Annotated in this window: 24 protein-coding genes; 18 read left to right on the top strand and 6 right to left on the bottom strand. The window is 41.3% G+C overall.

Annotated features, from left to right (window positions below):
• Positions 1–325 precede the first annotated feature (325 nt).
• Both BSG1_RS09150 and pyc read left to right on the top strand, forming a co-directional pair.
• The gene (locus tag BSG1_RS09150; RefSeq protein ID WP_044022668.1) at positions 326–1,540 is read left to right on the top strand and encodes an FtsW/RodA/SpoVE family cell cycle protein; all 1,215 of its coding nucleotides are present in this window, start codon (positions 326–328) and stop codon (positions 1,538–1,540) included.
• Positions 1,541–1,701: 161 nt separating this feature from the next.
• Positions 1,702–5,142, top strand: a complete 3,441-nt coding sequence (gene pyc, locus BSG1_RS09155) for a pyruvate carboxylase (RefSeq protein WP_006836727.1) — start codon at positions 1,702–1,704, stop codon at positions 5,140–5,142.
• 52 nt (positions 5,143–5,194) lie between these two features.
• Here the strand turns inward: pyc and BSG1_RS09160 are convergent, their stop codons facing one another.
• Complete coding sequence (locus BSG1_RS09160; RefSeq protein WP_044022669.1) at positions 5,195–6,100, bottom strand: COX15/CtaA family protein; 906 nt, start codon at positions 6,098–6,100, stop codon at positions 5,195–5,197.
• A 576-nt stretch (positions 6,101–6,676) separates the two neighbouring features.
• Here BSG1_RS09160 and cyoE point away from each other — a divergent pair.
• The 8 genes from cyoE to BSG1_RS09200 all read left to right on the top strand — a co-directional run bounded on the left by cyoE (position 6,677) and on the right by BSG1_RS09200 (position 14,479).
• Complete coding sequence (gene cyoE / locus BSG1_RS09165; protein WP_006836729.1) at positions 6,677–7,591, top strand: heme o synthase; 915 nt, start codon at positions 6,677–6,679, stop codon at positions 7,589–7,591.
• Between the two features lie 98 nt (positions 7,592–7,689).
• The gene (gene coxB, locus BSG1_RS09170; RefSeq protein WP_044022670.1) at positions 7,690–8,769 is read left to right on the top strand and encodes a cytochrome c oxidase subunit II; all 1,080 of its coding nucleotides are present in this window, start codon (positions 7,690–7,692) and stop codon (positions 8,767–8,769) included.
• A gap of 28 nt (positions 8,770–8,797) precedes the next feature.
• Positions 8,798–10,669 (top strand): cytochrome c oxidase subunit I, encoded by a 1,872-nt coding sequence (ctaD, locus tag BSG1_RS09175; RefSeq protein ID WP_006836731.1) that lies wholly within the window; start codon positions 8,798–8,800, stop codon positions 10,667–10,669.
• Positions 10,669–11,298, top strand: a complete 630-nt coding sequence (locus BSG1_RS09180; RefSeq protein WP_006836732.1) for a cytochrome (ubi)quinol oxidase subunit III — start codon at positions 10,669–10,671, stop codon at positions 11,296–11,298. Before ctaD ends, BSG1_RS09180 begins: the two co-directional genes overlap by 1 nt.
• Before the next feature lie 4 nt (positions 11,299–11,302).
• Positions 11,303–11,635 (top strand): cytochrome c oxidase subunit IVB, encoded by a 333-nt coding sequence (ctaF, locus tag BSG1_RS09185; RefSeq protein ID WP_006836733.1) that lies wholly within the window; start codon positions 11,303–11,305, stop codon positions 11,633–11,635.
• Between the two features lie 192 nt (positions 11,636–11,827).
• On the top strand, positions 11,828–12,736 hold the full coding sequence (gene ctaG / locus BSG1_RS09190; protein WP_006836734.1) for a cytochrome c oxidase assembly factor CtaG: 909 nt from the start codon (positions 11,828–11,830) through the stop codon (positions 12,734–12,736).
• Positions 12,737–12,775: 39 nt separating this feature from the next.
• On the top strand, positions 12,776–13,237 hold the full coding sequence (locus BSG1_RS09195; protein WP_006836735.1) for a DUF420 domain-containing protein: 462 nt from the start codon (positions 12,776–12,778) through the stop codon (positions 13,235–13,237).
• Positions 13,238–13,336: 99 nt separating this feature from the next.
• Entirely contained in the window at positions 13,337–14,479 is a 1,143-nt protein-coding gene (locus BSG1_RS09200; RefSeq protein ID WP_006836736.1) for a GNAT family N-acetyltransferase, read from the top strand.
• Positions 14,480–14,585: 106 nt separating this feature from the next.
• Here BSG1_RS09200 and ytvI read toward each other — a convergent pair whose 3' ends face one another.
• Both ytvI and BSG1_RS09210 read right to left on the bottom strand, forming a co-directional pair.
• Positions 14,586–15,644: a sporulation integral membrane protein YtvI gene (gene ytvI / locus BSG1_RS09205; protein ID WP_044022672.1), complete on the bottom strand. Its 1,059-nt coding sequence runs from the start codon at positions 15,642–15,644 to the stop codon at positions 14,586–14,588.
• A gap of 266 nt (positions 15,645–15,910) precedes the next feature.
• The gene (locus BSG1_RS09210) at positions 15,911–16,270 is read right to left on the bottom strand and encodes a YugN family protein (protein WP_006836738.1); all 360 of its coding nucleotides are present in this window, start codon (positions 16,268–16,270) and stop codon (positions 15,911–15,913) included.
• A 233-nt stretch (positions 16,271–16,503) separates the two neighbouring features.
• On the opposite strand from BSG1_RS09210, the gene BSG1_RS09215 reads away from it, so the two are divergent.
• Positions 16,504–16,920 carry a CBS domain-containing protein gene (locus BSG1_RS09215; protein WP_044022683.1) on the top strand — a complete coding sequence of 139 codons (417 nt, stop codon included), beginning with the start codon at positions 16,504–16,506 and terminating at the stop codon, positions 16,918–16,920.
• 784 nt (positions 16,921–17,704) lie between these two features.
• Complete coding sequence (locus BSG1_RS09220; protein WP_044022673.1) at positions 17,705–18,769, top strand: CAP domain-containing protein; 1,065 nt, start codon at positions 17,705–17,707, stop codon at positions 18,767–18,769.
• A 112-nt stretch (positions 18,770–18,881) separates the two neighbouring features.
• Here BSG1_RS09220 and BSG1_RS09225 read toward each other — a convergent pair whose 3' ends face one another.
• On the bottom strand, positions 18,882–19,370 hold the full coding sequence (locus BSG1_RS09225) for a PaaI family thioesterase (RefSeq protein ID WP_006836741.1): 489 nt from the start codon (positions 19,368–19,370) through the stop codon (positions 18,882–18,884).
• Positions 19,371–19,701: 331 nt separating this feature from the next.
• On the opposite strand from BSG1_RS09225, the gene BSG1_RS09230 reads away from it, so the two are divergent.
• The 4 genes from BSG1_RS09230 (at position 19,702) to BSG1_RS09245 (ending at position 21,368) form a co-directional block, all read left to right on the top strand.
• Complete coding sequence (locus tag BSG1_RS09230) at positions 19,702–20,100, top strand: YlbD family protein (protein ID WP_006836742.1); 399 nt, start codon at positions 19,702–19,704, stop codon at positions 20,098–20,100.
• 14 nt (positions 20,101–20,114) lie between these two features.
• Entirely contained in the window at positions 20,115–20,354 is a 240-nt protein-coding gene (locus BSG1_RS09235) for a YlbE-like family protein (protein ID WP_006836743.1), read from the top strand.
• Between the two features lie 116 nt (positions 20,355–20,470).
• The gene (locus tag BSG1_RS09240; RefSeq protein ID WP_044022674.1) at positions 20,471–20,863 is read left to right on the top strand and encodes a hypothetical protein; all 393 of its coding nucleotides are present in this window, start codon (positions 20,471–20,473) and stop codon (positions 20,861–20,863) included.
• Positions 20,864–20,924: 61 nt separating this feature from the next.
• Positions 20,925–21,368 (top strand): YlbF family regulator, encoded by a 444-nt coding sequence (locus BSG1_RS09245; protein ID WP_006836745.1) that lies wholly within the window; start codon positions 20,925–20,927, stop codon positions 21,366–21,368.
• 126 nt (positions 21,369–21,494) lie between these two features.
• Here the strand turns inward: BSG1_RS09245 and BSG1_RS09250 are convergent, their stop codons facing one another.
• On the bottom strand, positions 21,495–21,809 hold the full coding sequence (locus BSG1_RS09250; protein WP_044022675.1) for a hypothetical protein: 315 nt from the start codon (positions 21,807–21,809) through the stop codon (positions 21,495–21,497).
• Between the two features lie 85 nt (positions 21,810–21,894).
• Between BSG1_RS09250 and BSG1_RS09255 the strand changes: the two genes are divergently transcribed.
• A complete protein-coding gene (locus BSG1_RS09255; protein WP_006836747.1) occupies positions 21,895–22,170 on the top strand; it encodes a YlbG family protein in 276 nt (91 codons plus the stop codon).
• Positions 22,171–22,230: 60 nt separating this feature from the next.
• Here the strand turns inward: BSG1_RS09255 and BSG1_RS09260 are convergent, their stop codons facing one another.
• Positions 22,231–22,620 carry a DUF7147 family protein gene (locus BSG1_RS09260; RefSeq protein ID WP_006836748.1) on the bottom strand — a complete coding sequence of 130 codons (390 nt, stop codon included), beginning with the start codon at positions 22,618–22,620 and terminating at the stop codon, positions 22,231–22,233.
• Between the two features lie 989 nt (positions 22,621–23,609).
• On the opposite strand from BSG1_RS09260, the gene BSG1_RS20300 reads away from it, so the two are divergent.
• Positions 23,610–24,979, top strand: a protein-coding gene (locus BSG1_RS20300; protein ID WP_156791420.1) for an IS3-like element ISBsp2 family transposase whose coding sequence is annotated in 2 segments (ribosomal slippage) — positions 23,610–24,021 and positions 24,021–24,979 — 1,371 coding nt in all. Because the reading frame shifts where the segments join, the coding sequence is not laid out codon by codon here.
• Positions 24,980–25,185 lie beyond the last annotated feature (206 nt).

The raw sequence follows: 25,185 nt of genomic DNA on the forward strand, positions 1-25,185 counted from the left end.
CAAACAAACAGCATGTGATTGTTTGAGTTTTTTTACTAGACGCCATCATTGCCGTTTCTTTTTGAAAGGCTCTTTTCTAACTTTGTTGCTATTTAATATGAATCTCGAAATATATTGACATCAATCACACAAAATATCCTGGTAAGCAAGGAAGAAAAGAGCTATTCTCCCTGTTCAGAGAGAAAAAACCTTGTAACAAGGGGAAAAATCCGGCACTAGGGATTTTTCCAAAAGCAACAATCTACGAAAACAGCTTTTTGTAAAGGTAAGCAGGATTTTCAGTATTTTATATAGAATATTTTTAAAAAAGGGATAGGAAGAGATTATGCTCATAAAAAAAATATTAAAATCGTACGATTACTCGTTGATAGCTGTTTATGCGTTCCTGGTTTTCTTTGGTTTGATTATGATATATAGCGCAAGCATGGTAACGGCTGTGGAATACTATGAAACTAGCAGTGATCATTTCTATCAAAAACAGTTATTCAATATTTTAATCGGTTTTGGGGCTTTTTTATTTGCGGCAGCCTTCCCGTACAAAGCGTTCACGCGATTTAAGTTTCCATTAAAATTAGTGCTGTTCGGTACAATTGGACTTTTGCTGGCCGTTCATTTCGTCGGGGATGAAGTCAATGGTGCGCAAAGCTGGCTTGATATCGGATTCATGCAAATCCAGCCATCCGAATTTGCCAAATTAACAGTGATCATTTACTTGTCGGCCGTTTACGCAAAAAAGCAGGATTACATAGATCAGTTGAATGTGGGCGTCATGCCTCCTTTGCTGCTGTTTGGCTTTATTTGCTTTCTGGTATTTCTTGAACCGGATTATGGAACGGCAGGCATCATATTTATGATCGGCTGTTTTGTGATTCTCTGCTCGGGCATCAGCTTTAAGATGTTTTTTAAACTGGGGGCAGTGGGTGCTGTTCTCTTGCTTATCCTGTCACCTTTTATTTATCTTGGGAGGAATTATATCTTTACGGATGAAAGAGTGGGAAGGATTCATGCCTACCTCGATCCGTTTCAGTATGCCCAGGGTGAAGGATATCAGCTTGTCAATTCATATTTGGCGATAGGTGCCGGAGGGATCAAGGGGCTGGGCCTTGGACAGGGTATACAGAAACTTGGTTATCTGCCGGAGTCACATACTGATTTTATCATGGCTATCATCGTAGAAGAACTTGGCTTGCTTGGTGTGGCTTTTGTCATTGTCGGTCTGGCCTATATCGTATTACGCGGGATTTATACTGGAGTAAAAAGCAGGGATCCCTTTGGCACCATGTTGGCCATCGGTATTTCCAGCATGATAGGCCTGCAGGCATTCATCAATCTGGGAGGGGTGTCAGGCGTGATCCCCATCACTGGAGTTCCGCTTCCTTTTGTCAGTTACGGGGGTTCTTCCTTGCTTGTCCTGTCCCTTTCGATGGGCGTACTTGTCAACGTATCCATGTTTGTGAAATACGATGAAAAGTACAGAATGAAGAAAGAAAAGACCGCTGTGAGCAGTGGGGAAGTCAAAAACGTTTATAGTATTAAATAATGAAATGAATACGGGCTGGTATTTAGGAATTTTTCTAGAGATCAGCCCTTCTATATAAGCAGATTTGTTTGAAAAATTAAAACTTTCCGATTTGATTTTTCGGCAGCTGCAAATTAAAGATACATAACAAACATGATTAGTGCTTAAAGGAGAGGGAAAACTTGAAAAAATTCAACAAAGTATTAGTGGCAAACCGCGGAGAAATCGCAATTCGTGTCTTCCGTGCATGTACAGAATTAAACTTGAGAACTGTTGCAGTTTATTCAAAAGAGGACTCAGGTTCCTATCACCGCTATAAAGCGGATGAGGCTTACCTGGTAGGGGAAGGGAAAAAACCGATTGATGCCTATCTTGATATTGAAGGGATCATTGAAATTGCCAAGAAAGCGGATGTGGATGCTATCCATCCAGGATATGGCTTCCTATCTGAAAATATAAATTTTGCAAGAAGGTGTGAAGAGGAAGGGATTACCTTTATCGGCCCACACTCAGGACATCTGGATATGTTCGGGGATAAGGTAAAAGCAAGGCATCAGGCTCAATTGGCTAATATACCTGTCATTCCTGGAAGTGACGGTCCTGTATCAGGGTTGGATGAGGTCGTACAATTCGGCAAAACCCACGGTTACCCAATCATCATCAAAGCTTCGCTCGGCGGCGGCGGAAGAGGAATGAGGATTGTCCGGGGGCCGGATCAGGTGAAGGAGTCCTATGAAAGGGCCAAATCGGAAGCCAAGGCTGCTTTTGGAAATGATGAAGTTTATGTAGAAAGGTTCGTTGAAAACCCTAAGCATATTGAGGTGCAGATCTTAGGGGATCAGCAGGGGAATATAATCCACCTGTTTGAAAGGGATTGCTCCGTACAGCGCAGGCATCAGAAAGTCGTTGAAGTTGCACCGTGTGTGTCTCTTGATGAAAAGCTTCGGGACGATATCTGTAATGCGGCAGTCCAGTTGATGAAGAATGTAGATTATGTGAATGCCGGGACTGTTGAGTTCCTTGTAGCAGATAACCGTTTTTATTTCATTGAAGTTAATCCAAGGGTACAGGTTGAACATACCATCACCGAAATGATTACGGGAATTGATATTGTCCAGTCTCAAATCATGATTGCAGAAGGACATGAGCTGCATGGCAGCAAAATTGGTATTCCGGTCCAAGAGCAAATTTCAACCCACGGATTTGCAATCCAATCAAGGGTAACGACCGAAGATCCGTTAAATAATTTCATGCCTGATACCGGTAAGATCATGGCCTATCGTTCAGGCGGCGGTTTTGGAGTCAGACTGGATGCGGGGAACGCTTACCAGGGAGCTGTCATTACCCCTTACTATGATTCTCTGCTTGTCAAAGTCTCTACGTGGGCTCTGTCCTTTGACCAGGCAGCTTCAAAAATGGTGCGGAACCTTCAGGAATTCCGTATAAGAGGAATCAAGACAAACATACCTTTCCTGGAAAATGTCATTAAACATGAACAATTTTTGACAGGTCAATATGATACGTCTTTTATCGATACTACACCACAGCTTTTCATCTTCCCAAAACGGAAAGACCGTGGAACAAAAATGTTGTCGTATATCGGAAATGTAACGGTAAACGGTTTTCCGGGAATCGAAAAGAAAAAGAAACCTGTGTTTGACAAACCGAGGATTCCTAAATCGACAGACCTGCCGGACATGAAAAATGGGACAAAGCAAATTCTTGATCAACAGGGTCCTGAAGGTTTAGTTAATTGGGTTAAAGATCAGAAAAATGTTCTTTTGACGGACACTACATTCAGGGATGCCCATCAGTCTTTACTCGCCACTAGAGTAAGAACACACGATTTACAAGCGATTGCAGATCCATCAGCCCGGTTGATGCCGGACCTGTTCTCATTTGAAATGTGGGGAGGGGCAACCTTTGATGTCGCCTATCGTTTCCTGAAAGAAGATCCATGGGACCGACTGATTACACTGCGTGAAAAGATTCCAAATGTTCTTTTCCAGATGCTTCTCAGGGCTTCAAACGCAGTCGGCTATAAAAATTATCCTGACAACGTAATCAGGGAATTTGTTGAAAAGTCATCCTTTTCAGGGATCGATGTATTCAGAATATTTGACAGCCTCAACTGGGTTCAGGGGATGGAAACCGCTATTGACGCAGTAAGACAGAATGGCAAGGTTGCTGAAGCTGCAATTTGCTACACTGGAGATATTCTTGACCCTTCCAGGCAGAAGTATAACGTGCAGTATTATAAGAACCTTGCTAAAGAACTAGAAGCACAGGGTGCTCATATCCTGGCCATTAAAGACATGGCAGGACTGTTGAAACCTCAGGCTGTTTACCGTTTGATTTCTGAACTGAAGGACACAGTAGACATTCCGATTCATTTGCACAGCCATGATACTAGTGGAAATGGTATCTACATGTATGCAAAAGCAATTGAAGCAGGGGTGGACATAGTTGATACTGCCTTAGGTTCCATGTCAGGATTGACATCTCAGCCTAGTGCAAACTCCCTTTACTATGCTGTAAAAGGTACAGAGAGGGAACCGAAAGTTGAAGTGAACTCTTTGGAAAGACTTTCTCACTATTGGGAGGATGTAAGAAAATACTACAAAGATTTTGAAAGCGGCATGATGTCTTCGCATACTGAGGTTTATGAGCACGAAATGCCTGGAGGCCAGTACAGTAATCTCCAGCAGCAGGCAAAAGCAGTCGGTCTTGGCGACCGTTGGGAAGAAGTAAAAGAAATGTATTCCCGGGTTAATCACATGTTCGGTGACATCGTCAAAGTTACGCCATCTTCAAAAGTTGTTGGAGATATGGCCTTGTTTATGGTCCAAAACGACTTGTCGGAAAACGATGTCCTGGAGCGGGGAGACAAGATTGACTTCCCGGATTCCGTCATCGAGTTGTTTGAAGGGTACTTGGGTCAGCCTTATGGAGGTTTCCCTGAAAACCTTCAAAGAGTCATATTAAAAGGTAGAGAACCTATAACAGTCAGACCGGGTGAGCTACTTGATGAAGTTGATTTTGACAAATTGAAAGAACAATTATTCAAGGATCTTGACCGTCAGGTAACAAGCTTTGATGCCATAGCCTACGCTCTGTATCCGAAAGTTTTCATGGAATACAATCAAGTGGTTGACGCGTTTGGTGATATTTCAGTGCTGGACACTCCCACTTTCTTATATGGAATGAGACTTGGTGAAGAGGTAGAGGTTGAAATTGAGACAGGGAAGACATTGATTGTAAAACTGATTTCCATTGGACAGCCGCAAGGGGATGGAACAAGAATTGTATATTTTGAGCTTAATGGGCAGGCGCGTGAAGTGGTCATTAAGGATGAAAGTATCAAGGCATCGGTTACTATGAAGCCAAAAGCTAATCTAAAGAATGAGAGCCACATAGGAGCAACGATGCCTGGAACGGTTCTCAAAGTGATTGTGGAAAAAGCCGAAAAAGTAAGTCAGGGAGATCATCTGCTCATCAATGAAGCGATGAAGATGGAGACAACTGTGCAGGCTCCATTCACGGGAACAATTAAAGATATCCATGTAAAAAGCGGAGACGCTATTGCACCTGGTGATTTGTTGATTGAATTAGATCGTATTTAAAAAACAAAAAAGGATGGGGAAATCCCCATCCTTTCTTGTTGTCCTATTAATGTTACTCGCGCAGTTTGCTTCTGGATGCAAGCAGAATGAAATAGCAAAGCAATCCGAACAGCAATGAAATGATCAAGGCGTGGGCAAGTGCCACATAAAGATTCAGTTCGGTAAAAACGGTCAGTGCGCCGGTTGTTGCCTGCATGGTAACAAGGATAAATGCTATGATCCAGCCCCAGTAAATGACTTTTTGTTGTTTGTAATTTTTTACTGCAAGATAAGCTGCATAGGCGATCCAGAAAAAGATGATGGCAGCAGCGAATCTGTGTCCCATTTGTATCCACTCATACATATTTTCAGGCCATGCCGGACTGTCGTTCAGGCATAGCGGCCAATCCCCGCAGATCAAGCTGGAATTGGTATGTCTGACTAATGCGCCGGTATAAACGACGATGTAACTGTAGAGAGTGATACCAATGATATGGAACCTCATCTTGCGGTCAATTACAACCTTGTCCGCGTCAAACTTTTTATCCACTTCGAATATCAACAGTGTCAAGAGCAGCACGGCCGCAAATGAAATTAGCGAAATCCCGAAATGAAGAGCAAGTACAAAATCAGACTGAGCCCAGATAACGGCTGCTGCTCCGATCAGTGCCTGTGCCGCTAAAAAGAAAAATGATAAAGCAGCAAGGAGTTTTGTTTCTCTTTTATACCCGATGGCTTTCCATGACCAGATAGCGAGGATCAGAACCAAAATACCTACACTGCCGGAAACAAGCCTGTGTGATAATTCTATCACCAGCTCAAATGTAATCTGGCTTGGAACTAATTCCCCGTTACAAAGGGGCCATGAGCGTCCGCAGCCCATACCTGACTCGGTCTTGGTAACCAAAGCGCCGCCAAGAAGCACGAACAGCATGCCTAAGGTGGTGATGACGCTTAACCACTTCAAACCTCTATGCAATCTAATCACCTACTTTGAAAATAAACTCTAAAACTTCTAATTAAATATAAATATCATAGATTAAGACAAAAAATCTGCGTTGGGTACTATAGTCATTAAAATGGTATTCTGAAAAAATGTACGCCTTTAAGATGATACCGAATAACCCCTTAAAAAACAACAGATAAAATGTTACAGAAAAAAGGAGAATACAGGGCAGGATATTCGATAGTGCCAGATTAGTAGTAAAGCGGCATCGATGACTTCTTATAAAAAATGTCGAATGTCTGTAAGCGTTTCAACTGATTTTATGGTATGATGTTTTTGTGAAATAATCTATATTTTGAAAGGGAGCTGGAAGACACAATATCGCCATATTTCATTCCGTTCTATTTACCAAAAAGAAAAAAATCTGTGGTTTAATATAATATTGACAGCTGAAATTTTAGAAAATTTATAAGCTGAACAGATTGATTTTCACAGGATAATTATAGGAAATCTATGAAATTCCTGCATGATTATAGAAATGGATATGAAATTCCTTTATAGTATAGAGGTGAGCAAACCTCTGTTATTTAAGAGAGAGGAGGGGGAAAGATGTCTAACAGCAGAGTAATTGCAGATATGAAAGAGGCAGATATTCCAGTTACTACAGCATGGAAAGACTTTTTGGCCCTTATTAAAATTGGTATTGTCAACTCCAATTTAATTACAACATTTACAGGTATGTGGTTAGCTTTCTATTTTACTAATACACACTTCCTCGATTCACTTCATACGATGTTCCTCACTTTAGCGGGTTCAGCACTAGTCATGGGTGGGTCCTGCAGCATCAATAACTATATTGATCGGGACATCGACCATCTGATGGAGAGAACTAAAGGACGGCCTACGGTAACGGGCAGAATCACCGGCAGCAAAGCATTGCTGATTGGATTACTGATGGTTACTATAGGAACTGTTCTTTTATTTATGACCACTGTTACAGCCGGTATTATAGGCATTATCGGTATCTTCAGTTATGTGGTCCTATATACTATGTGGTCTAAAAGGCAGCACGTAAGCAATACGGTCGTAGGAAGCATCTCAGGGGCTGTTCCGCCGCTGATTGGCTGGGCAGCAGTCGATGCTAACCTTGATCTTATCGCGTGGATGCTGTTTGCCATTGTATTCATTTGGCAGCCGCCGCATTTCTATGCTTTGGCCATGAAACGAGTTGAAGAATACAGAGCGGCGAATATTCCAATGCTTCCTGTTGTGAAAGGTTTTGCAGCCACAAAGAATCATAGTGTTGCATGGGTTGCATGTCTGCTCCCAATTCCATTCTTTTTATTGGATCTAGGCCTGGTGTTCTTTATCCTGGCGACAGCATTCAACATTGGATGGTTGGCTTTGGCTCTTTCGGGTTATAAAATGAAAGATGACTTGAAATGGGCAAGGCTCATGTTTGTTTATTCCTTAAACTATTTGACTATCCTTTTTGTAGCGATGGTCATCGTAACAGTCATCTGATTAATTCGGGAATTCTTTCTATAGGAAATCCATATAAAAGAAGTTTCAGTCCTTGTTTAACAAAAGTACATTACACGAAAGAGGGGTTTGATTAAGCTATGAAAGCAAGGCTATCTAAATGGCGTTTAATATCAGTTTTCACGCTGATGGCGCTCGTTCTTTCCGGCTGTGGAGAGCCATTTGTTTCTACATTACAGCCAGCCGGTGAAGTGGCACAAATGCAATATGATCTTATGATCCTCGCTACTTCTATCATGGTTCTCGTTATTATAGTAGTTGCAATTGTTTATTTTGTTGCTATTGTGCGTTTCCGTCGTAAAAAAGGCGACGAAAATAAGATTCCTAAGCAAGTCGAAGGAAGCCATACACTTGAGGTTATCTGGACTACTGTTCCGATCATCCTTCTATTAATCTTGGCTGTACCGACCGTATCGGCTACTTTTAAACTGGCTGATACAGATGCAATGGAAAAGAAAGATGCGGAAGGTAATCGCGAAGCACTTGTGGTGAATGTCCGTGCCAACCTTTACTGGTGGGAATTTGAGTATCCGGATCAAGGGGTTATCACATCCCAGGATCTTGTAGTGCCGACTGACAGAAAAGTATACTTCAATGTTACTGCTTCTGACGTTAAGCACTCATTCTGGATCCCTGCAGTCGGTGGTAAAATCGACACAAACGTTGATAACGTTAACACATTCTTCCTTGAGTTTGATAGTGAAGCCGCTGAAGAGGTAGGCAACCTTTTCTATGGAAAATGTGCCGAGCTTTGCGGTCCGTCTCATGCTTTGATGGATTTCAAAGTAAAAGCGATCTCTCAAGATGACTTCAACAGCTGGGTAACAGCAATGCAAGAAACAGAAGAGCCTGCTCCTACTACTGAACTGGCTCAGCAAGGACAAGAAATTTTCAACCAAAAATGTTTAAGCTGCCACGCGGTTTCCGGTCAAGACCAAAGACCTGAACAGGCACGTCTTGCGCCTAATCTTGCCAACTTTGGTGAGCGTTCTCGTGTAGCGGGAATTCTTGAACATAATGAAGAAGAGTTGAAAAATTGGCTGGTAGATCCAGAGCAGTACAAGCCTGGGAATAAAATGACAGGCACGTACGGCAAATTGGATGATCAGGAATTAGACGCCCTGGCGGAATACTTAATGGGCTTAAAAGTACAAGATTAATTGGGGAAAGTAAAAGGGAGGTTTAATCGTGAGTAGCTATGCACAAAAGACAGGCTTCGGCGCCACTCTTTGGGACTATCTGACAACAGTGGACCATAAGAAAATCGCCATTCTCTACCTGATGTCCGGAGGATTCTTCTTCCTGCTTGGTGGACTTGAAGCCTTGATCATTCGTATTCAGCTTGCCGTTCCGAACAGTGATTTCATCAGTGCAGGCTTATACAACGAAGTGTTGACCATGCACGGTACGACGATGATATTCTTGGCAGCAATGCCGCTCATCTTCGCATTCCTGAATGCGGTCGTTCCATTGCAGATTGGTGCACGTGACGTTGCGTTTCCATTCTTGAATTCACTTGGTTTTTGGCTGTTCTTCTTCGGAGGAGTATTCTTAAACTTATCTTGGTTCCTAGGTGGAGCTCCTGATGCAGGATGGACTTCTTATGCATCGTTATCATTGGCTTCAGAGGGCCATGGAATCGATTTCTATGTATTGGGTCTTCAGATATCAGGTGCCGGTACACTTATCGGTGGTATTAACTTCCTGGTAACCATCATTACGATGCGTGCGCCAGGTATGACTTACATGCGTATGCCTTTGTTCACTTGGACGGCATTCGTAACATCTGCATTAATTCTATTTGCATTCCCGGCTTTGACTGTCGGATTATTCCTAATGATGTTTGACCGTATGTTCGGTTCTAACTTCTTTGATGTCGCTGCAGGCGGAAATACAATTATCTGGGAGCATTTCTTCTGGATCTTTGGACATCCTGAAGTATATATCTTGATCCTGCCGGCATTCGGTATTTTCTCTGAAATTATTCCGACATTCGCTAGAAAGCGACTGTTCGGTTATTCTTCAATGGTATTTGCAACAGTGCTTATCGGTTTCTTAGGATTCATGGTATGGGCTCACCATATGTTTACAGTTGGTCTTGGACCAATCGCAAATGCTATTTTCGCAGTTGCTACAATGGCGATTGCCGTTCCTACGGGAATCAAAATTTTCAACTGGTTATTCACAATCTGGGGTGGAAGCATTGTCTTCACTACTCCAATGCTATATGCAGTTTCCTTTATCCCGACGTTCACACTTGGTGGGGTTACAGGAATCATGCTTGCATCAGCTGCTGCTGATTATCAGTTCCATGACACTTATTTCGTTGTTGCCCACTTCCACTATGTAATCGTTGGTGGGGTTGTGTTGGCTCTGTTAGCAGGTACGCATTTCTACTGGCCGAAAATGTTCGGTACTATGTTGAATGAATTTTTAGGAAAGATCACTTTCTGGTTGTTCTTTATCGGATTCCATTTGACATTCTTTATCCAGCATTTCCTTGGATTGATGGGTATGCCTCGTCGTATCTGGAAGTTCTTGCCTGGTCAAGGTTTTGAAACAGGTAACCTTGTAAGTTCAATAGGAGCTGCCTTCATGGGAGTTGCTACAATCATATTGTTGGTTAACATTATCATGACTCAAGTTAAAGGTGTGAGAGTCGGCAATGACCCTTGGGAAGACGGCCGTACTCTAGAGTGGGCTATTCCATCTCCGCCTCCATTCTATAACTTCAAGCAAACTCCGCTTGTACGCGGATTGGACTCTTGGTGGTTAGAAAAAATGGAAGGCAAGAAAGAATATACACCGGCTGAGCCGATCGGTGATATCCACATGCCGAACAACTCAATCCTTCCATTTGTCATGTCATTGGGATTGTTTGTCGCTGCATTTGGTGCGATGTACAGAGTAGATGATAAGGAATGGGCTATTCCGGTACTTGTTATTGGGATGCTGATTACACTCGGAGCTATGTTCCTGCGCTCTGTAATTGATGACCATGGTTATCATATTCACAAAGAAGACCTTCTTGAAGATTCCGACAAAGGAGGTAAGGCATAATGCATACTGAAGAAAAATTCACACCAAAGACTTGGCCTGCGGCCCCTGAAAAGGCAACGCTGGAAGCAAAGAATAAATTTCTTGGTTTCTGGTTTTTCCTTGGCGGCGAAACCGTATTGTTCGGTTCCTTGTTTGCAACATATCTTGCACTAAAGGACAGCGTGCCGAGCCCGGACCATGCTCTTGCAAAAGATATATTTGATTTGCCGCTTGCATTCATTGCAACAATGCTTCTTTTAACGAGTTCATTGACAAGCGTTTATGCTATGTACCATATGAAAAACTATAATTTTAAAAATATGCAGGCATGGCTTTTGATCACAGTATTGCTTGGTGCAGCTTTCCTTGCTTTGGAGATTTATGAGTTCAATCATTATGTCCATGAATACCATCATACGTTTACCAGCAGTGCATTTGGATCAGCCTTCTATACGTTGGTAGGATTCCATGGTGCCCACGTTGCGTTCGGTCTTTTGTGGATCATCTCATTGATGGTGAGAAATGCCAAACGTGGACTTAGTCTTTATAATGCACCAAAATTCTATGTTGCGAGTTTGTACTGGCACTTTATCGATGTCGTGTGGGTATTCATCTTCACGGTAGTATATCTAATGGGAATGGTGGGATAAACTGATGGCGAATGTACAATCAAATTCAGGTAACCCAAGCGTAGATTACGAATATCGCCGCAAGAAAAACAAAGAAGATATGAGAATGCAGGTTGTTTCATTTGCACTCATGATCTTCTTGACACTAGTGGCTTTCGTCGCTGTAGGAGGAGGCTTTTCTAAGTGGTTCGTTGTACCATTTATCCTTCTGCTGGCTGTCGTACAGTTGATATTCCAATTGTATTATTTCATGCATATGAGCCACAAAGGTCATGAAGCACCAGCGTTGTTCCTGTATTCTGGAGCCTTGGTTGCCTTCATTACTGTTTTGACTTTCTTGACGATTGTTTGGATTTAATATAGGAGAAAAGCCCTTGAGATTTGCTTTTAGCAATTTTAAGGGTTTTCTTTTATTTTAGGGAAATATTTCTAAGAGAAGTATGACTTGGCTAATGAAATGTCATGAACTTGTCATCAGCTTGCGTTGAACTGTCGAATCCTGCAACGTATAATAAGGGGGAGCATTCTCTAAGGAAATGAGGTATTCATTATGCACTTAGGTATATTCGGATTTTTTGCATTATGGAGTCCGTTATTTATAATTACAATCCTATTCATGACAGCCGTCTATTTTCTAATCACGGTTAAATGGAGAAGCAGGTTTAAAGAGAGTGAGCCTCTTACCATAAAGCAGGCATCTTTCTTCCTACTATCAATGTTATTGCTTTATGCGATAAAGGGATCTCCTGTCGAAGTGATGAGCACTATGTTATTTTCCGTCCATATGACGCAAATGGCCACCCTCTATTTAGTTTTTACACCTATCCTGATTCTTGGAATACCAAGTTGGGTATGGAAGAAAGTAATCAAAGTTCCTGTTGTCAAGTCAATATTTTCATTTGCGACAAAGCCTCTTATAGCACTAGTAGCGTTTAACATTATTTTCTCGATTTATCATATTCCGGCAGTGTTTGATAATGTCAGAACAGATGTGACACTACATGGATTATTTACGTTTATCCTATTCATCCTGGCCGTCTTCATGTGGTGGCCGCTGTTGAATCCGGCACAAAGCCTTAATGATCTTCATGGATTAAAGAAAATCGGTTATATTCTGGGGAGTGCGGTATTACTGACACCGGCATGCGGGTTAATTATTTTCGCCGATAATCCGCTGTACGCAACGTACTATGACCCGACAGAGTGGTTAAAAGCTCTGGCATTGTGCGTTCCGGCTGATACTCTATCAGGCTTGAGCTTGAGCGGTCCGGAATTGTTCACTTCAATGACATTGGAGCATGATCAGCAGCTTGGCGGGGTCATCATGAAAATCATACAGGAGATTGTTTTTGGTTATGTACTTGCAAGCTTGTTTTTCCAATGGTACAAAAAGGATCAGGCAGAAGCAGATCAATCTATTCAACAGTTTGAAGCTATGAATCCAAAACCAGTAGAATAAGAAATCATTCCTACCATAGAGAAAAGAGAGGAAGAAATCATGTCTTTACCTATTTTACCGACAATCAGCACGACATTTATAGTTTTAAGTGCCATTACTGTTGCCATCGGCTGGTGGCAGATTAAGCAGCGGAAGATTGAAGCACATAAGAAAACGATGTTTACAGCTGCTGTGTTTGCCCTGATTTTTTTCATCATATATATGAGCCGTACGATTTTTGTAGGAAACACATCTTTTGGCGGACCTGAAGATATCAAGATATATTATACGTTATTTTTAATCTTCCATATTACGCTGGCTACAACAGGTGCAGTATTCGGCCTTGTTACCATCTGGTCTGGTTATAAAGAGAACTATAAGCGTCATAGAAAGCTTGGACCGATTACAAGTATCATCTGGTTCTTTACGGCCACTACAGGTGTTGCAGTGTATCTGCTCTTATATGTTTTTTATAAAGGCGGGGAAACAACCTCAGTCATTAAGGCCATTCTAGGCTTGTAAAATATTATGGAAAGGAGCTGGTGAAATCACCGGCTCTTTTTTATTGGCTGGAGGAATAGTACAGCTGTCTATAGAATAAAAAATGGAGAGGTGATAGGAATGACAATTAAAAGATTGGACAAAAGTCACTATGAAGAATCATTAAACCTGTCAATGTATGCTTTCCAATACAAGGTTCCAGAGGAGGAAAAAGAAAATAGGTTCAGGCAATTGGACGACCATGAGTTGTATGGTATAGAAGCAGATGATCAACTCGCGGCAAAACTGCACCTGCTTTCACTTAATGTATTTTTAGGGGAAAAGGAATTTAAAATGGGAGGAATAGCGGGTGTCGCTACATATCCGGAATATAGACGGAAGGGTTATGTAAAAGAGTTACTGACTTACAGCTTAAAGAGAATGAGGGAAAAGGGGCAAACCATTTCGATGCTCCACCCATTTTCTTTTGCCTTTTATCGCAAGTATGGATGGGAATTATTCTCTACACTTAAGAGAGTGAAAGTAGCGCAGGCGGAAATGAAGATGTTCGATGGTGTACCTGGCAACGTAAAAAGGTTTAATAAAGAAAACTATCCATCTGAATTGGAAGAGATATATAACGGATATGCACGCAGGTTCAGCGGTATGTTGGCTCGAGAGAAAACATGGTGGAAGGAAAGGTCGATTACAAACCTCAATGTTGCCATTTACTATGATGGGAAGGGAAATGGGGCTGGTTATATCTTATATGACATAAAAGACCAAAAGATGAAAGTTGAAGAATTCATTGTCTTAAATGCTGAGGCAAGAAGCGGACTATGGAACTTCATCTGTCAGCACGACTCAATGCTTACAGGAGTCGAGTTGGTACTGTCCCCTGAAGATCCGCTTGTATTTCTGCTTGAAAATCCCAAAACGCCAACAGAGCTACAACCTTACTTCATGACAAGGGTGGTAGATGTTCTTTCATTTCTTGAGCAGTTCCGGTCTTCAATTAAAGAGAAAGTTTCATTAGAGGTATCAGACAAGTATGCACCTTGGAATAATGGCACCTTTACTATTACTTCTGAGAAGGTAATAAAAGAAGAGGAAGAATGCAGCCGCACTGTCCAAATGGATGTGAATGCATTGGTTCCTTTATTTTTTGGTGTTTACTCTTCCCAACAATTATATGAGATGGGTGTCATAAAAGGTGATCGGGAAAGCGTAGCTGTTTTGAACAAGATTAGAGTGAAACCTGGGTTCTTTATTGACTTCTTTTAGGTTGTTCAGGTCATGTTATTGAGAGCTGAAGGTGTGTCTTCACTTGCTGGATGCTGAGTGTAAGAAAAGAGAAGGCAGGCCTCCTCATCAGAGACCTGCCTTTTTGTTATATCTTAAAGTTCAATTTAATGATTCCTGCTTCTTTCGCAGAATTAAAAATAATCAGTATCAATGGACCCAATATAAACCCTAATACACCGAGGAGTTTAAGACCTAAGTACATGGCGATAAGAGTGGCCAGCGGTGATAGACCGATATGGCTTCCCATTACTTTCGGTTCCACTGTCCGGCGGATAATCAGAAGGACAGCAGCTAAAACCGCAAGTTCAGTTCCCAAAGTCAGATTTCCCGATAGCAGGTGATACATTGCCCATGGGAACAGGACAACAATCGAGCCTATCAATGGAATGAAATCAATGACCCAAATGATGATCGACATCACAACGGCCACTTCAGGTGCAATAAAGAGAAGTCCAATCAAGGATGTCACAAAAATAATGATACTTACAAGAAACTGGGCCTTGAAAAAGCCGAAGATTACATATGACAACCTTGAGGTCATAAAGTTGACTTTTTCAGCCGTTTTTTCCGTCAAGTGGCTGAATAAGGTCTGTTTGATTCTTGGCAGGTCAAGCATGAACATAAATAGGGCAATAAGATATACCAGGAAGCTGACAAGGTAGTTAGGAATATACGCTAAAAATGCACTGATCTTCTCAATATCCAGATAATCTCTCAAGCTGTTTTTAAAGCTGTTGAGGAAGTCCTGTACTTCATTGCTTGTCTGGGTGACAATTTCAATTGGTAAATCTTTAGCTGCATTTGTAAGCTGTTTCTCATAGGAGAGCCAGATGTCGCTTAACTGATTAATATATGCTGGCATATCTTCCACCAGTTTGACTCCTTCTCCAACAACCTTGGTAATCACAAAGTAGGAAAGCAGACCAATGGCGAGCATGAAAATGATAAAGACGATCAAGACGGCAAGTTTTCTTTTGATCTTAAATCTTCTTTCAAGCATTTTCACTGCAGGGTCCAGTAACAGTGCTGTGACTATTGCGGTTATCAGGGGAATGGAAACCGGGAGGATATAATAAATCAATAATATAGCTATTATGACAGCGATAGTAATCACTATCATCTTTTTGGAGAAAAACTTCGTCAATTTTAGGCCCCTTTCTTCTTATGTACCTCTATACCATTATATTATATTAGGAGCTTAACTGAACAGAGCGCAGGCTTCCAATTCAACTATTTTTTTCAGTTGCGGTTTTCACTCTCATTTGGTTACGCCGTTATCTCAGCTTTATCATTGTGAAGAAAATTGAATAACCTGAAACACAATATTATATTACTATGATTTTACAAGTGAAGGATATAAAAAAGCCGGCAGAATGAGTATCCCCCATACTGCCAGCTTAAAATGAACGATTATTCAGCAAATCCTGAAACTTCGGCTTTAATTTCAGCCAATAGTTTTTCACAAGTAGTCACAAGATGCGCAGGAAAGTGTTCGCCTTCACCGTATTCAACCCCGTGAGGATAATAGTGTTTCCCCAATAGAGGCGTTCTAAGTTGAATGACAGCATCATGTCTTCCGATGTCACCACTCACAGCAAGACCTTGAATTCTTAGATAGTATGTACCTTCTTTAATTTCAAATTTCTTGTCATACGTTACACGCTCATAATCCCATTGCCCTTCTCTAAGCATACCATGAGATTTCATGACTTCATCCAATCTGTTTAAATCCGCTTTCATTTCATCGACGCCAGAAGCTTCAAATCGCATAAAAAATCCCTCCTATATCATCAACGCATTCTTATCTTTTGATATTTATCCAGACAAAATGCAAAAAATCCTCATTCTTTATAATAGTGTAATTCTTCTATTGTTGCAACGAATACATTGTGACGAATTTAGTAAATTCCTTTGTATAGGAGAATACATCTTTTTAAAAGGAGAATGATATGAAATAGAACAAAAGTGGAATGGAGTGACCAGCTGTGATTGTAAAAGAAATAATGAGCAGGAATGTGGAAACATGCACATTGCTTGACAATGTATATGAGGTAGCTGTCAAAATGAAGGAAAATGATGTTGGAGGGATCCCTATTGTTGACGGTGACCATCTGGTAGGGATGATTACTGACAGGGATATTGTCGTTAGGGGAGTTGCTGAAAAACACCCGGGTTCATCCAAGGTCGAAGAAGTAATGAGTGATGAATTAGTGACTGTGGGGGCAGATACCACCATTGATGAAGCTGCGTCGCTGATGAGCAGGCATCAAATCCGCAGGCTTCCGGTGGTAGATGGCCAAAAACTTATTGGAATTGTTTCTCTTGGAGACTTGGCAGTGAGAGACAAATTAGACCATCAAACCAACCTCGCGATAGAGAAGATCTCCGAACATGAAAACATATCCAATAAACCTATTTAGGATGGCTGTATGCCATAAATTATGGACTATTCCTTATTGGAATGGTCCATATTTATTCAAAGGAGATTTCTTCAAAATTGGACTAACCGTCGAAGACACTTTAATCCTAGAAAACTTGAATTCTCCAGTAGAATCGTCCATTTTTTCTTTTATTTAGTGAATACCGGATAAATATCAAGAGAAATGGTCCCATTTTGACTCCTGCTCTTTGAAATTTGGTTTATTCTTCAACGGAAAGGACCAAATTTTTATCTTGTTCAGTAGAATATGGTTAAATATCTAAAGGAATGATCCAGCTATTGTCCCGGCTAGTTGAAATTTGGAAAATTAATGGAGGTAATAGTCCGAATGTTGTTTCTTCTCCTTAGTATTTGGATTATTCTTCTCCCAATCAGACTTATCATCAACTAATTTATCCACTTTTGCCTCAACTCACTGGTTATGTAAAAGTTTAAATCTCTCTAAAGGCCCATCAGAATGAATTAAGCTGGGACGGAACTCCTCAAGACTTAACGGCTCCAACCTAGCTCCATGGTGAAATCATCAATGATTATGAAACAAGCGTAAATGATATAATACTTGAATAAAATAACAGTAATTATATTTTTTAATCCCGAAATTTTATTTGTTCAAAATTTCTAAAAGCTTGTACTGTAAAACGAATTATAAGTAATGCTATACTAATATTAGTTATTCATACATATGGTCATGCTTTTGATGGTTCTAATCAAATGCCTCCTGAAATGATTTTCTATCAGCATACTTAGAGAAAGGAGGATAATTCCTGAAAACCTTACTTCGGATTTTTACGATTCTAGCAATTATTTTATTTGTCGGCATTTATTCAAACGGGAAGCAGGATGATACCCCCATCCTAAAAGGACCGGAAACTTCTGAACGTCAGGTGGATGAAGAAAATTCATTGAGTGTTACAGATGAACATTCCAATGCAGCCGGTCCTGCACAAGGAATAGCGTCATATATCAATAAGAGTGCAGAAGAGCTTGTAGCCCAGCTTGGTGAACCTGATCGAATCGATCCTTCTGCTTATAATTATGAATGGTGGATATATTACATTTCTGACCAGAAATATTTACAAGTGGGAATCGAAAGAAGTAAAGTGGTCACCATCTATGCCACTGGAAATGAAGTAGATATTAAGCCTTTTCAAATTGGACAAACAGTCAAGGAAATTTATCAGAATTCACCAGTCGAGTCTGAAATTGTCGTTAATGTTAATGATGGAACATATCGTTTTGAACTATCTGAAGAGGACTTAAATACGAGGGTGCTAACTTCAGTGGGAGAGGTATATGCCCAGCTTTATTTGGATAAATACACCAGCGAGCTCGTAAGTATTCGGTTTTTTAACAAAGAAACGCTTGTGGAGCAAAGGCCATATGAAATGGTATATAGAGGAGAGTTGATGAAAGAAAACGAAATCCCCGACGAAAAGTGGGATGAAATATCTGCAGGCAGTGAACAGCAGATTTTCGACATCACGAATATCCTCCGTTCCAACTATGAAGCAGGTCAAGTAGTCTGGGATGATGAGACGGCTATGGTGGCTGAGGACCATAGTAAAGACATGTTTGAACAGGATTACTTCTCTCATGAATCTCCAACCTTTGGCACTCTTGCTGACCGCCTTGAAAGTGCTGAGATCGCCTTCGGTATGGCAGGGGAGAATATCGCTGCACAATATGCCGACGGGCCGGCTGCAGTGCATGGCTGGCTAAACTCAGAAGGGCACCGGAAAACCTTATTAGAGCCCGATTTCACCCATCTTGGGGTTGGGGTCTATAGAAAGTACTATACTCAAAACTTTATCCAGCAATTTGAGCAATGAGAGGTTGGCGGGAATCGGCTATTTTATAGCCGGTTTTTTTCGTTAAAAAATCCTGTCAACTAAGTGACAGGATTAATTTATTTAAGGTTAGGAACCGTCATAGTCATTGGTATTAAAGATTTTTCTTTACAACAAAAAACGATCCTGTGCAATGAGCGATTGTTTTTCCCTCGTCAGAAAGCACCTTTCCGTCAATGACCAGTGTCTTTGAACCTCTATGGACAAGCGTTCCCGTTGCGGTTAGATTTCCATGCCTCCCAGGCGCTAAGTAGTGGATGTTAAGATTGGTTGTTACTGCGCCAAACCCTTCTGGAAGCAGAATATTAGCTAGGGTTCCCATCGCTGTATCGACTAGTGTTGCTGTGATGCCGCCATGGACGATTTCCAGGGAGTTATAAGTGAGGGGAGTGATGGGAATGGTGACTTCGCAAGTATTGTCCCCTGCAGTTTTTTCCATAGCCAATACAGCCCCTATATAAGAACCACTTTGGTTTTCCTGTTTCCTTCTGACTCCCTGAAGCATTTGTTTAATAACATCCAAGTCGGCTTCATTTCCATCTTCTATACATTCATTCAGTAATTTTGTCAGGTCTTCTTTCATCTTGATACAACCTTTTTTGTTTTAATTCTGGGTAAGTTATTTACTATATCTAAATAAGAGAATGTTTCACATTTACCCTCCATTCATGCAAAGCTAGAGGGGGATACAAACCGAAAGAAGTACAACGACTGCGGTACCAATTGATAAGTGCAAACGGTTTAATCTCTTTCTGAAACAATCAATACTGTTAAACAGACTACTTAATCATATCATGAAATAATTTTCTGGGGAATTTTTCGCCATGAAATATCCCTTATCAAGTAATGGTCACACTTTCAAGGAGTTATCATAGATTGTAGTAGGTATATGCCCTGACCAGGAGGTGAAGGATATGGCCAAAAAGCTGCATCCTAAGGTAAAAGAATTTAAGGAATTTGTGCAGAAGCATCCGAAAATAGCGGCAGAAGTAAAAAAAGGCACAGCAACTTGGCAGGATCTATTTGAGGAATGGTACTTATTGGGGGAAGAGGATTCACGTTGGAATGAATACAAAGAAGGTGAACCTAAACAGGAAAAGAAAGAATCAAAAGGGTTTATGGATCAAATTGGAGGAATGCTGAAGAATATGGATCCTGATCAAATGCAGCAGCATATTAACAGTTTGAGTCAAGCGATTGGGGCAGTTCAAGGTGTCCTTTCACAATTTCAAAGTACAAATACCACGTCGGCACCCGAACAAAATGAAACTCCGCAGCGGCCAAGGCATCCGTTTTCATTTAGAAAAGATTAAGGGAAGTGGAGTTAATGAGGAAGGAAGTTATTGACTATATTCATTCAAAGCAAGATTTAAAAAATTTTATCAGAGTCCAGCCGGTCTGGTATAGGATACTGAGTAAAAATCCGCATTACCTAGATAAATTTGAAGCTGCCTCCATCAATCATTTTGAGAAAACTGTACATCACCAGGTGCAAAGATTTTCAAATGGCGTCCAAATGGCCTCTATGATGATGCAGATGTTTCAAGCGATGAATGAATCACAGTAGCCCTGCAATGATAATTCGCTAACCATGCTCATGCCAGCACAGCCATGTGGAACCGGCTTATTTTTTTGTTTAAAAACTCTCTTGTCTGCAAACGCTAATGGCAAGGAGTGGTTAAGATGAAAAAGTGTATACTATTGCTGTTCATATTATGTTTGGCTGGCTGCAAAGAAGATATTCCGGAACCTGAATCCTTTGGTTTTGAACTTGAAGCGAAAGCGGCAACACATAGTTCTCAAGCTAAAACAGAAGTGACGGTAAGACATATTGTTCAAGGAAGCCAGGTGTATGTAGAATGTATTGCCCCGGGGATTACTTTCACATCAGGAAAGACCGGAAAGAAAGGCAAAATCGTTGTAAGTGTCGATGGTAAGAGGTTCAACGAATACCATACTGCTGCTTTTGTTATTAAAGGATTAAATAAAGGAATCCATCATGTGAAACTGGATATAGTAGCAAATGATAATAAATCTTTAGGTTTACAGAAACAATTTTATATCACAATTCCATAAAAACAACTATTCGCTTACTTTCATCAAACGTGTTAAAATACCGTTATGGAGGTGAGCGTTTTTGCTTGCTACAATTGAAAGACTGGAAATACAGGAATCTGCTGAAAAATTGGCTGCTCAAATCCTGCAATCAGATGTTGCAGAAGAGTATCGTCGTTGTTTATATAAGGTCAAGACAGATAAAGACACACAGCGCAAGATCCAGGAATTTAACAAAATGAAGGAACTTTACGAAGAAGTTCAGCGTTTTGGGCGTTACCATCCCGACTACAAACGGGTCATGATGGAGATCCGCCAGTTGAAACGTGATATGGACCTGGATGATAATGTGGCGAATTTTCGCCGGGCTGAAAATGACTTGCAGGGACTATTGGATGAAGTCAGTGTTCTAATTGGAAGGTCAGTGTCTGATAATGTAAAAGTGCCAACAGGAAATCCGTTCTTTGATTCCGGCTCTGCTTGCGGAGGCGGTTGTGGAAGTGGAGGAAGCTGTGGCTGTTCATGAGATGCGGGGGATACCCTCGCATTTTTTGTTTTTTAATGGGAAAGAGAAAATAAGCGCAGTTGATTAAACGGGAAGATGAAATGGGCATAGACCTCGGGTTGAGGAGCCTGAATAAACTTGTCTTACTCATCCTCTCAGCCTGATGCAGTCAACACATAGATTACCGCAGCAAAACATTTTTTCCTGCGGAACATAAAATCGGTGACGGTACACAGATTGACAGTCCTTTTGTCTTACATAAACCGTTTCGGAGTGGAGGCGTTTGCCGCGCATGGACTTTGCTGAAGCTATCTTGATTAATTCTTCCAACTTTTCCTTTGGCAGAGTCCCCCGAATGTATATAAAGGGGATTCCGGCAATCTTTTTCATTTCGAAGTCCTCAACGCCTTCGAATGATTGCAAATGTTCTGCGAATTTATCCCAAATCACTGCCAGATCCATATGCCCCATCCCTTCTTTTGTTGATTTATGATTATTTATTATGCTAGACTTAGGAAAAATAGAGTGAACTTAAGGGGAAAATAAAATGTTTACCGAAAGACAAGGTATTACAGTATGGTTATACAGTTTGAAACACGCCAAATCCATGAGAAGGTTTGGCAATGTGCAATATGTTTCCAGAAAATTGAAATATGTTGTGTTATATTGTAATCAAAGCGAAACAGATACGATTGTAGAAAAACTGTCTTCCTATTCCTATGTGAAAAAAGTGGAGCCATCCTACAAACCGTTCATCAAAACGCAGTTTGAGAACTCGAAGCCGGATAAAGCCAAAGAATACGATTATAAAATGGGTATTTAAAAAGAAAGCAAACAGGGGTCAAAGCCATCTGTTTGCTTTTTTATGTTGTCTTGCAACTAGTTATTGAAGAGGTGGAATATAGTGGTTCAATCTTAATATGGCAATAAGGTGCTGATAATATAATTGCTTTTCAGCAAAGAATGAAGACGGCTTCACGTCCATCTGGATGACTTCCCGCCCTTGTGCTTTTGCAGCCTGCTCAAACAAATCGAACCTTTTGTTCGGCACATGATTCGGATCGGGGATGCCCTCCCTGCAGACATAGAGCGGCTGAAACTTTCCTTCTTCAGCAGGCTTCAAAACAATTGCCAATGATGTAACCGGGCGTTCGTTTACGACTGTATGAAATGCCAAAAAATGAAGCACCCTCGGCTCATTGTAACGTGCTAATTCAATCAGTTCATATAAATCGGAATACCCTTCTCCCAGTTCAATAAAACGTTGGATCATGTATATTACTTCCTTTCAATCCTCATTCAATTAATAATTGTCTTTCCAATTTTTAATTATTCCAAAGAGGCTGCAAGAAGTAAAGGGTGATCCGTAGAAATGATGGCTTTGGGTGGAGGAGCGCTGTACATCATTCGAGAGCCAGGCAGGAAATGATGCCCTGCGCATGAGGAGCGCGGTACATCATTTGAGAGTCGAACAGGAAATGACACCCCGCGCGGGAGAAGCGCGGTACATCATTCGAGAGTCAACCAGGAAATGACACCCCGCGTGGTGGGAGCGCGGTACATCATTCGAGAGACAACCAGGAAATGACACCCCGCGCGGGAGAAGCGCTGTACATCATTCGAGAGTCAGGCAGGAAATGATGCCCTGCGCATGAGGAGCGCGGTACATCATTTGGGAGTCAACCAGGAAATGACACCCCGCGCGGGAGATGCGCGGTACATCATTCGAGAGACAAATAGGAAATGACACCCCGCGCGGGAGAAGCGCTGTACATCATTCGAGAGACAACCAGGAAATGACACCCCGCGCGGGAGAAGCGCGGTACATCATTCGAGAGTCAACCAGGAAATGACACCCCGCGTGGTGGGAGCGCGGTACATCATTTGAGAGACAACCAGGAAATGACACCCCGCGCGGGAGATGCGCGGTACATCATTTGGGAGTCAACCAGGAAATGACACCCCGCGTGGTGGGAGCGCGGTACATCATTTGGGAGTCAACCAGGAAATGACACCCCGCGTGGTGGGAGCGCGGTACATCATTCGAGAGACAACCAGGAAATGACACCCCGCGTAGGAGGAGCGCGGTACATCATTCGAGAGTCGAACAGTAAATGATGTCCGTTCAGTAGAAGCACTATACATCAACACAATTTCAGGGTAAAACAACAGTGAAAAATAAAAAAACCCTGCAGGACATTAAAATGTACCCTATAGAGTAGACACTTAAAAAAGTCTACCTATAGGGTATTTTTTTGTATAATGACAAATAGACAACTAGTAGAAATCGGGGAAAACACCATGAGTAAAAAAACATTCACAGAGAAAGAAATCAAACAATTATCCATTAATCCTTTTGTGAAAGCTGTAAGTGCTAAGGGAATTACCTACACAGATGAATTTAAACGCCAATTTATCGCTGAGAAAGAGAAAGGCAAATTCTCTAGACAGATCTTTGAAGAGGCTGGATTTGATACAGATATAATTGGTATGGCACGTATTCATGCCGCTAGTAAGAGATGGAGTGCTGCTTATAAAAGAAACGGAGTTTTAGGGCTCAATGACACAAGGAAAGGCAATTCCGGGAGACCTAGAGAACGGGAGTTATCCCTTGAGGATAAGAATGCTCGACTAGAAGCTCAAATTAACCTCCTTAAGGCGGAAAATGAACTTCTAAAAAAGATTCGATTCGCGGAAAGGGGGCTAAAGAAGTAGTCCTCTCCCCAAGTCAAAAGTTCATTCTCATCCGTTCCGTAATAGAGAAATATAAGCTCAAAAAAATGGTGAGATTCCTTTGTGGGGTCGCAGGAGTTTCCAGAAGTGCTTATTATAAATACTACTCTCCCGAGTCCCAAGAGCGTAGAAAACAACGGGAAGCAAGGGATGAGGAACTGAAAGAAATCATCTTAAAAGCATTCCGTCATAAGAATCGCAAGAAAGGGGCGCGTCAAATCAAAATGACTTTGGCGGGTCAATTTAAGATTGTCTTTAACTTGAAAAGAATTCGAAGAATCATGAAGAAGTATAACATCGTTTGTCCCTTCCGGAGGGCGAATCCATATAGGCGTCTAATGAAGGCCACCCAGGAACATTCAGTGGTCCCTAACCTACTGGAGCGCCAATTCAATCAGGGTAAACCCGGGAAAGTGCTATTAACAGACATCACCTACTTGAGCTATGGAAAAAGTTCAAGAGCTTATTTATCTATGATATTGGATGGTTCCAGTGGTGAAGCTCTTGCTTACCATGTGTCTGACAGAATGACTATGGAATTAGCCACAGATACCATCAAAAAACTAAAGAAAAACAAAAGGTTTAAAAAACATAAAGACTCACTCATCCATTCAGATCAAGGGGTTCACTATACCCATCCCCAATTTCAGAAAATGGTTAAAAAACTTGGAATCCGCCAATCAATGTCCCGAAGGGGAAACTGTTGGGACAACGCTCCCATTGAATCGTTCTTTGGCCACCTGAAAGATGAAACCTCTATTAAAACCTGTCTGACATTAGAGGATGTACAAAAGGAAATCAAGCAATACATGAATTACTATAACCACCATAGATACCAATGGAATCGAAAAAAGATGACCCCTGTACAATACAGAGATCATCTTTTAAAAGTAGCTTAGGCTTTTTTAAAATGTCCTTTACAAAGGGTACACTTTACATCCTGCAGGGTCCTTCTAATTCCACTAGGGAAAGAAGGCAAAGGGAGAGGAGAAACCGGAGGAAGAACTTATGGGGAAACGTAAGTCTTCTCCGCGGTTGGCAACAACACCAGAAAAGATGTTGTTAATAGCATTATCACCAGTGGAAAAGCTTTTATACATTTAAG

The sequence above is a fragment of the Bacillus sp. SG-1 genome, assembly GCF_000181495.1.
In the GTDB taxonomy this organism is placed as follows: domain Bacteria; phylum Bacillota; class Bacilli; order Bacillales; family Bacillaceae_B; genus Rossellomorea.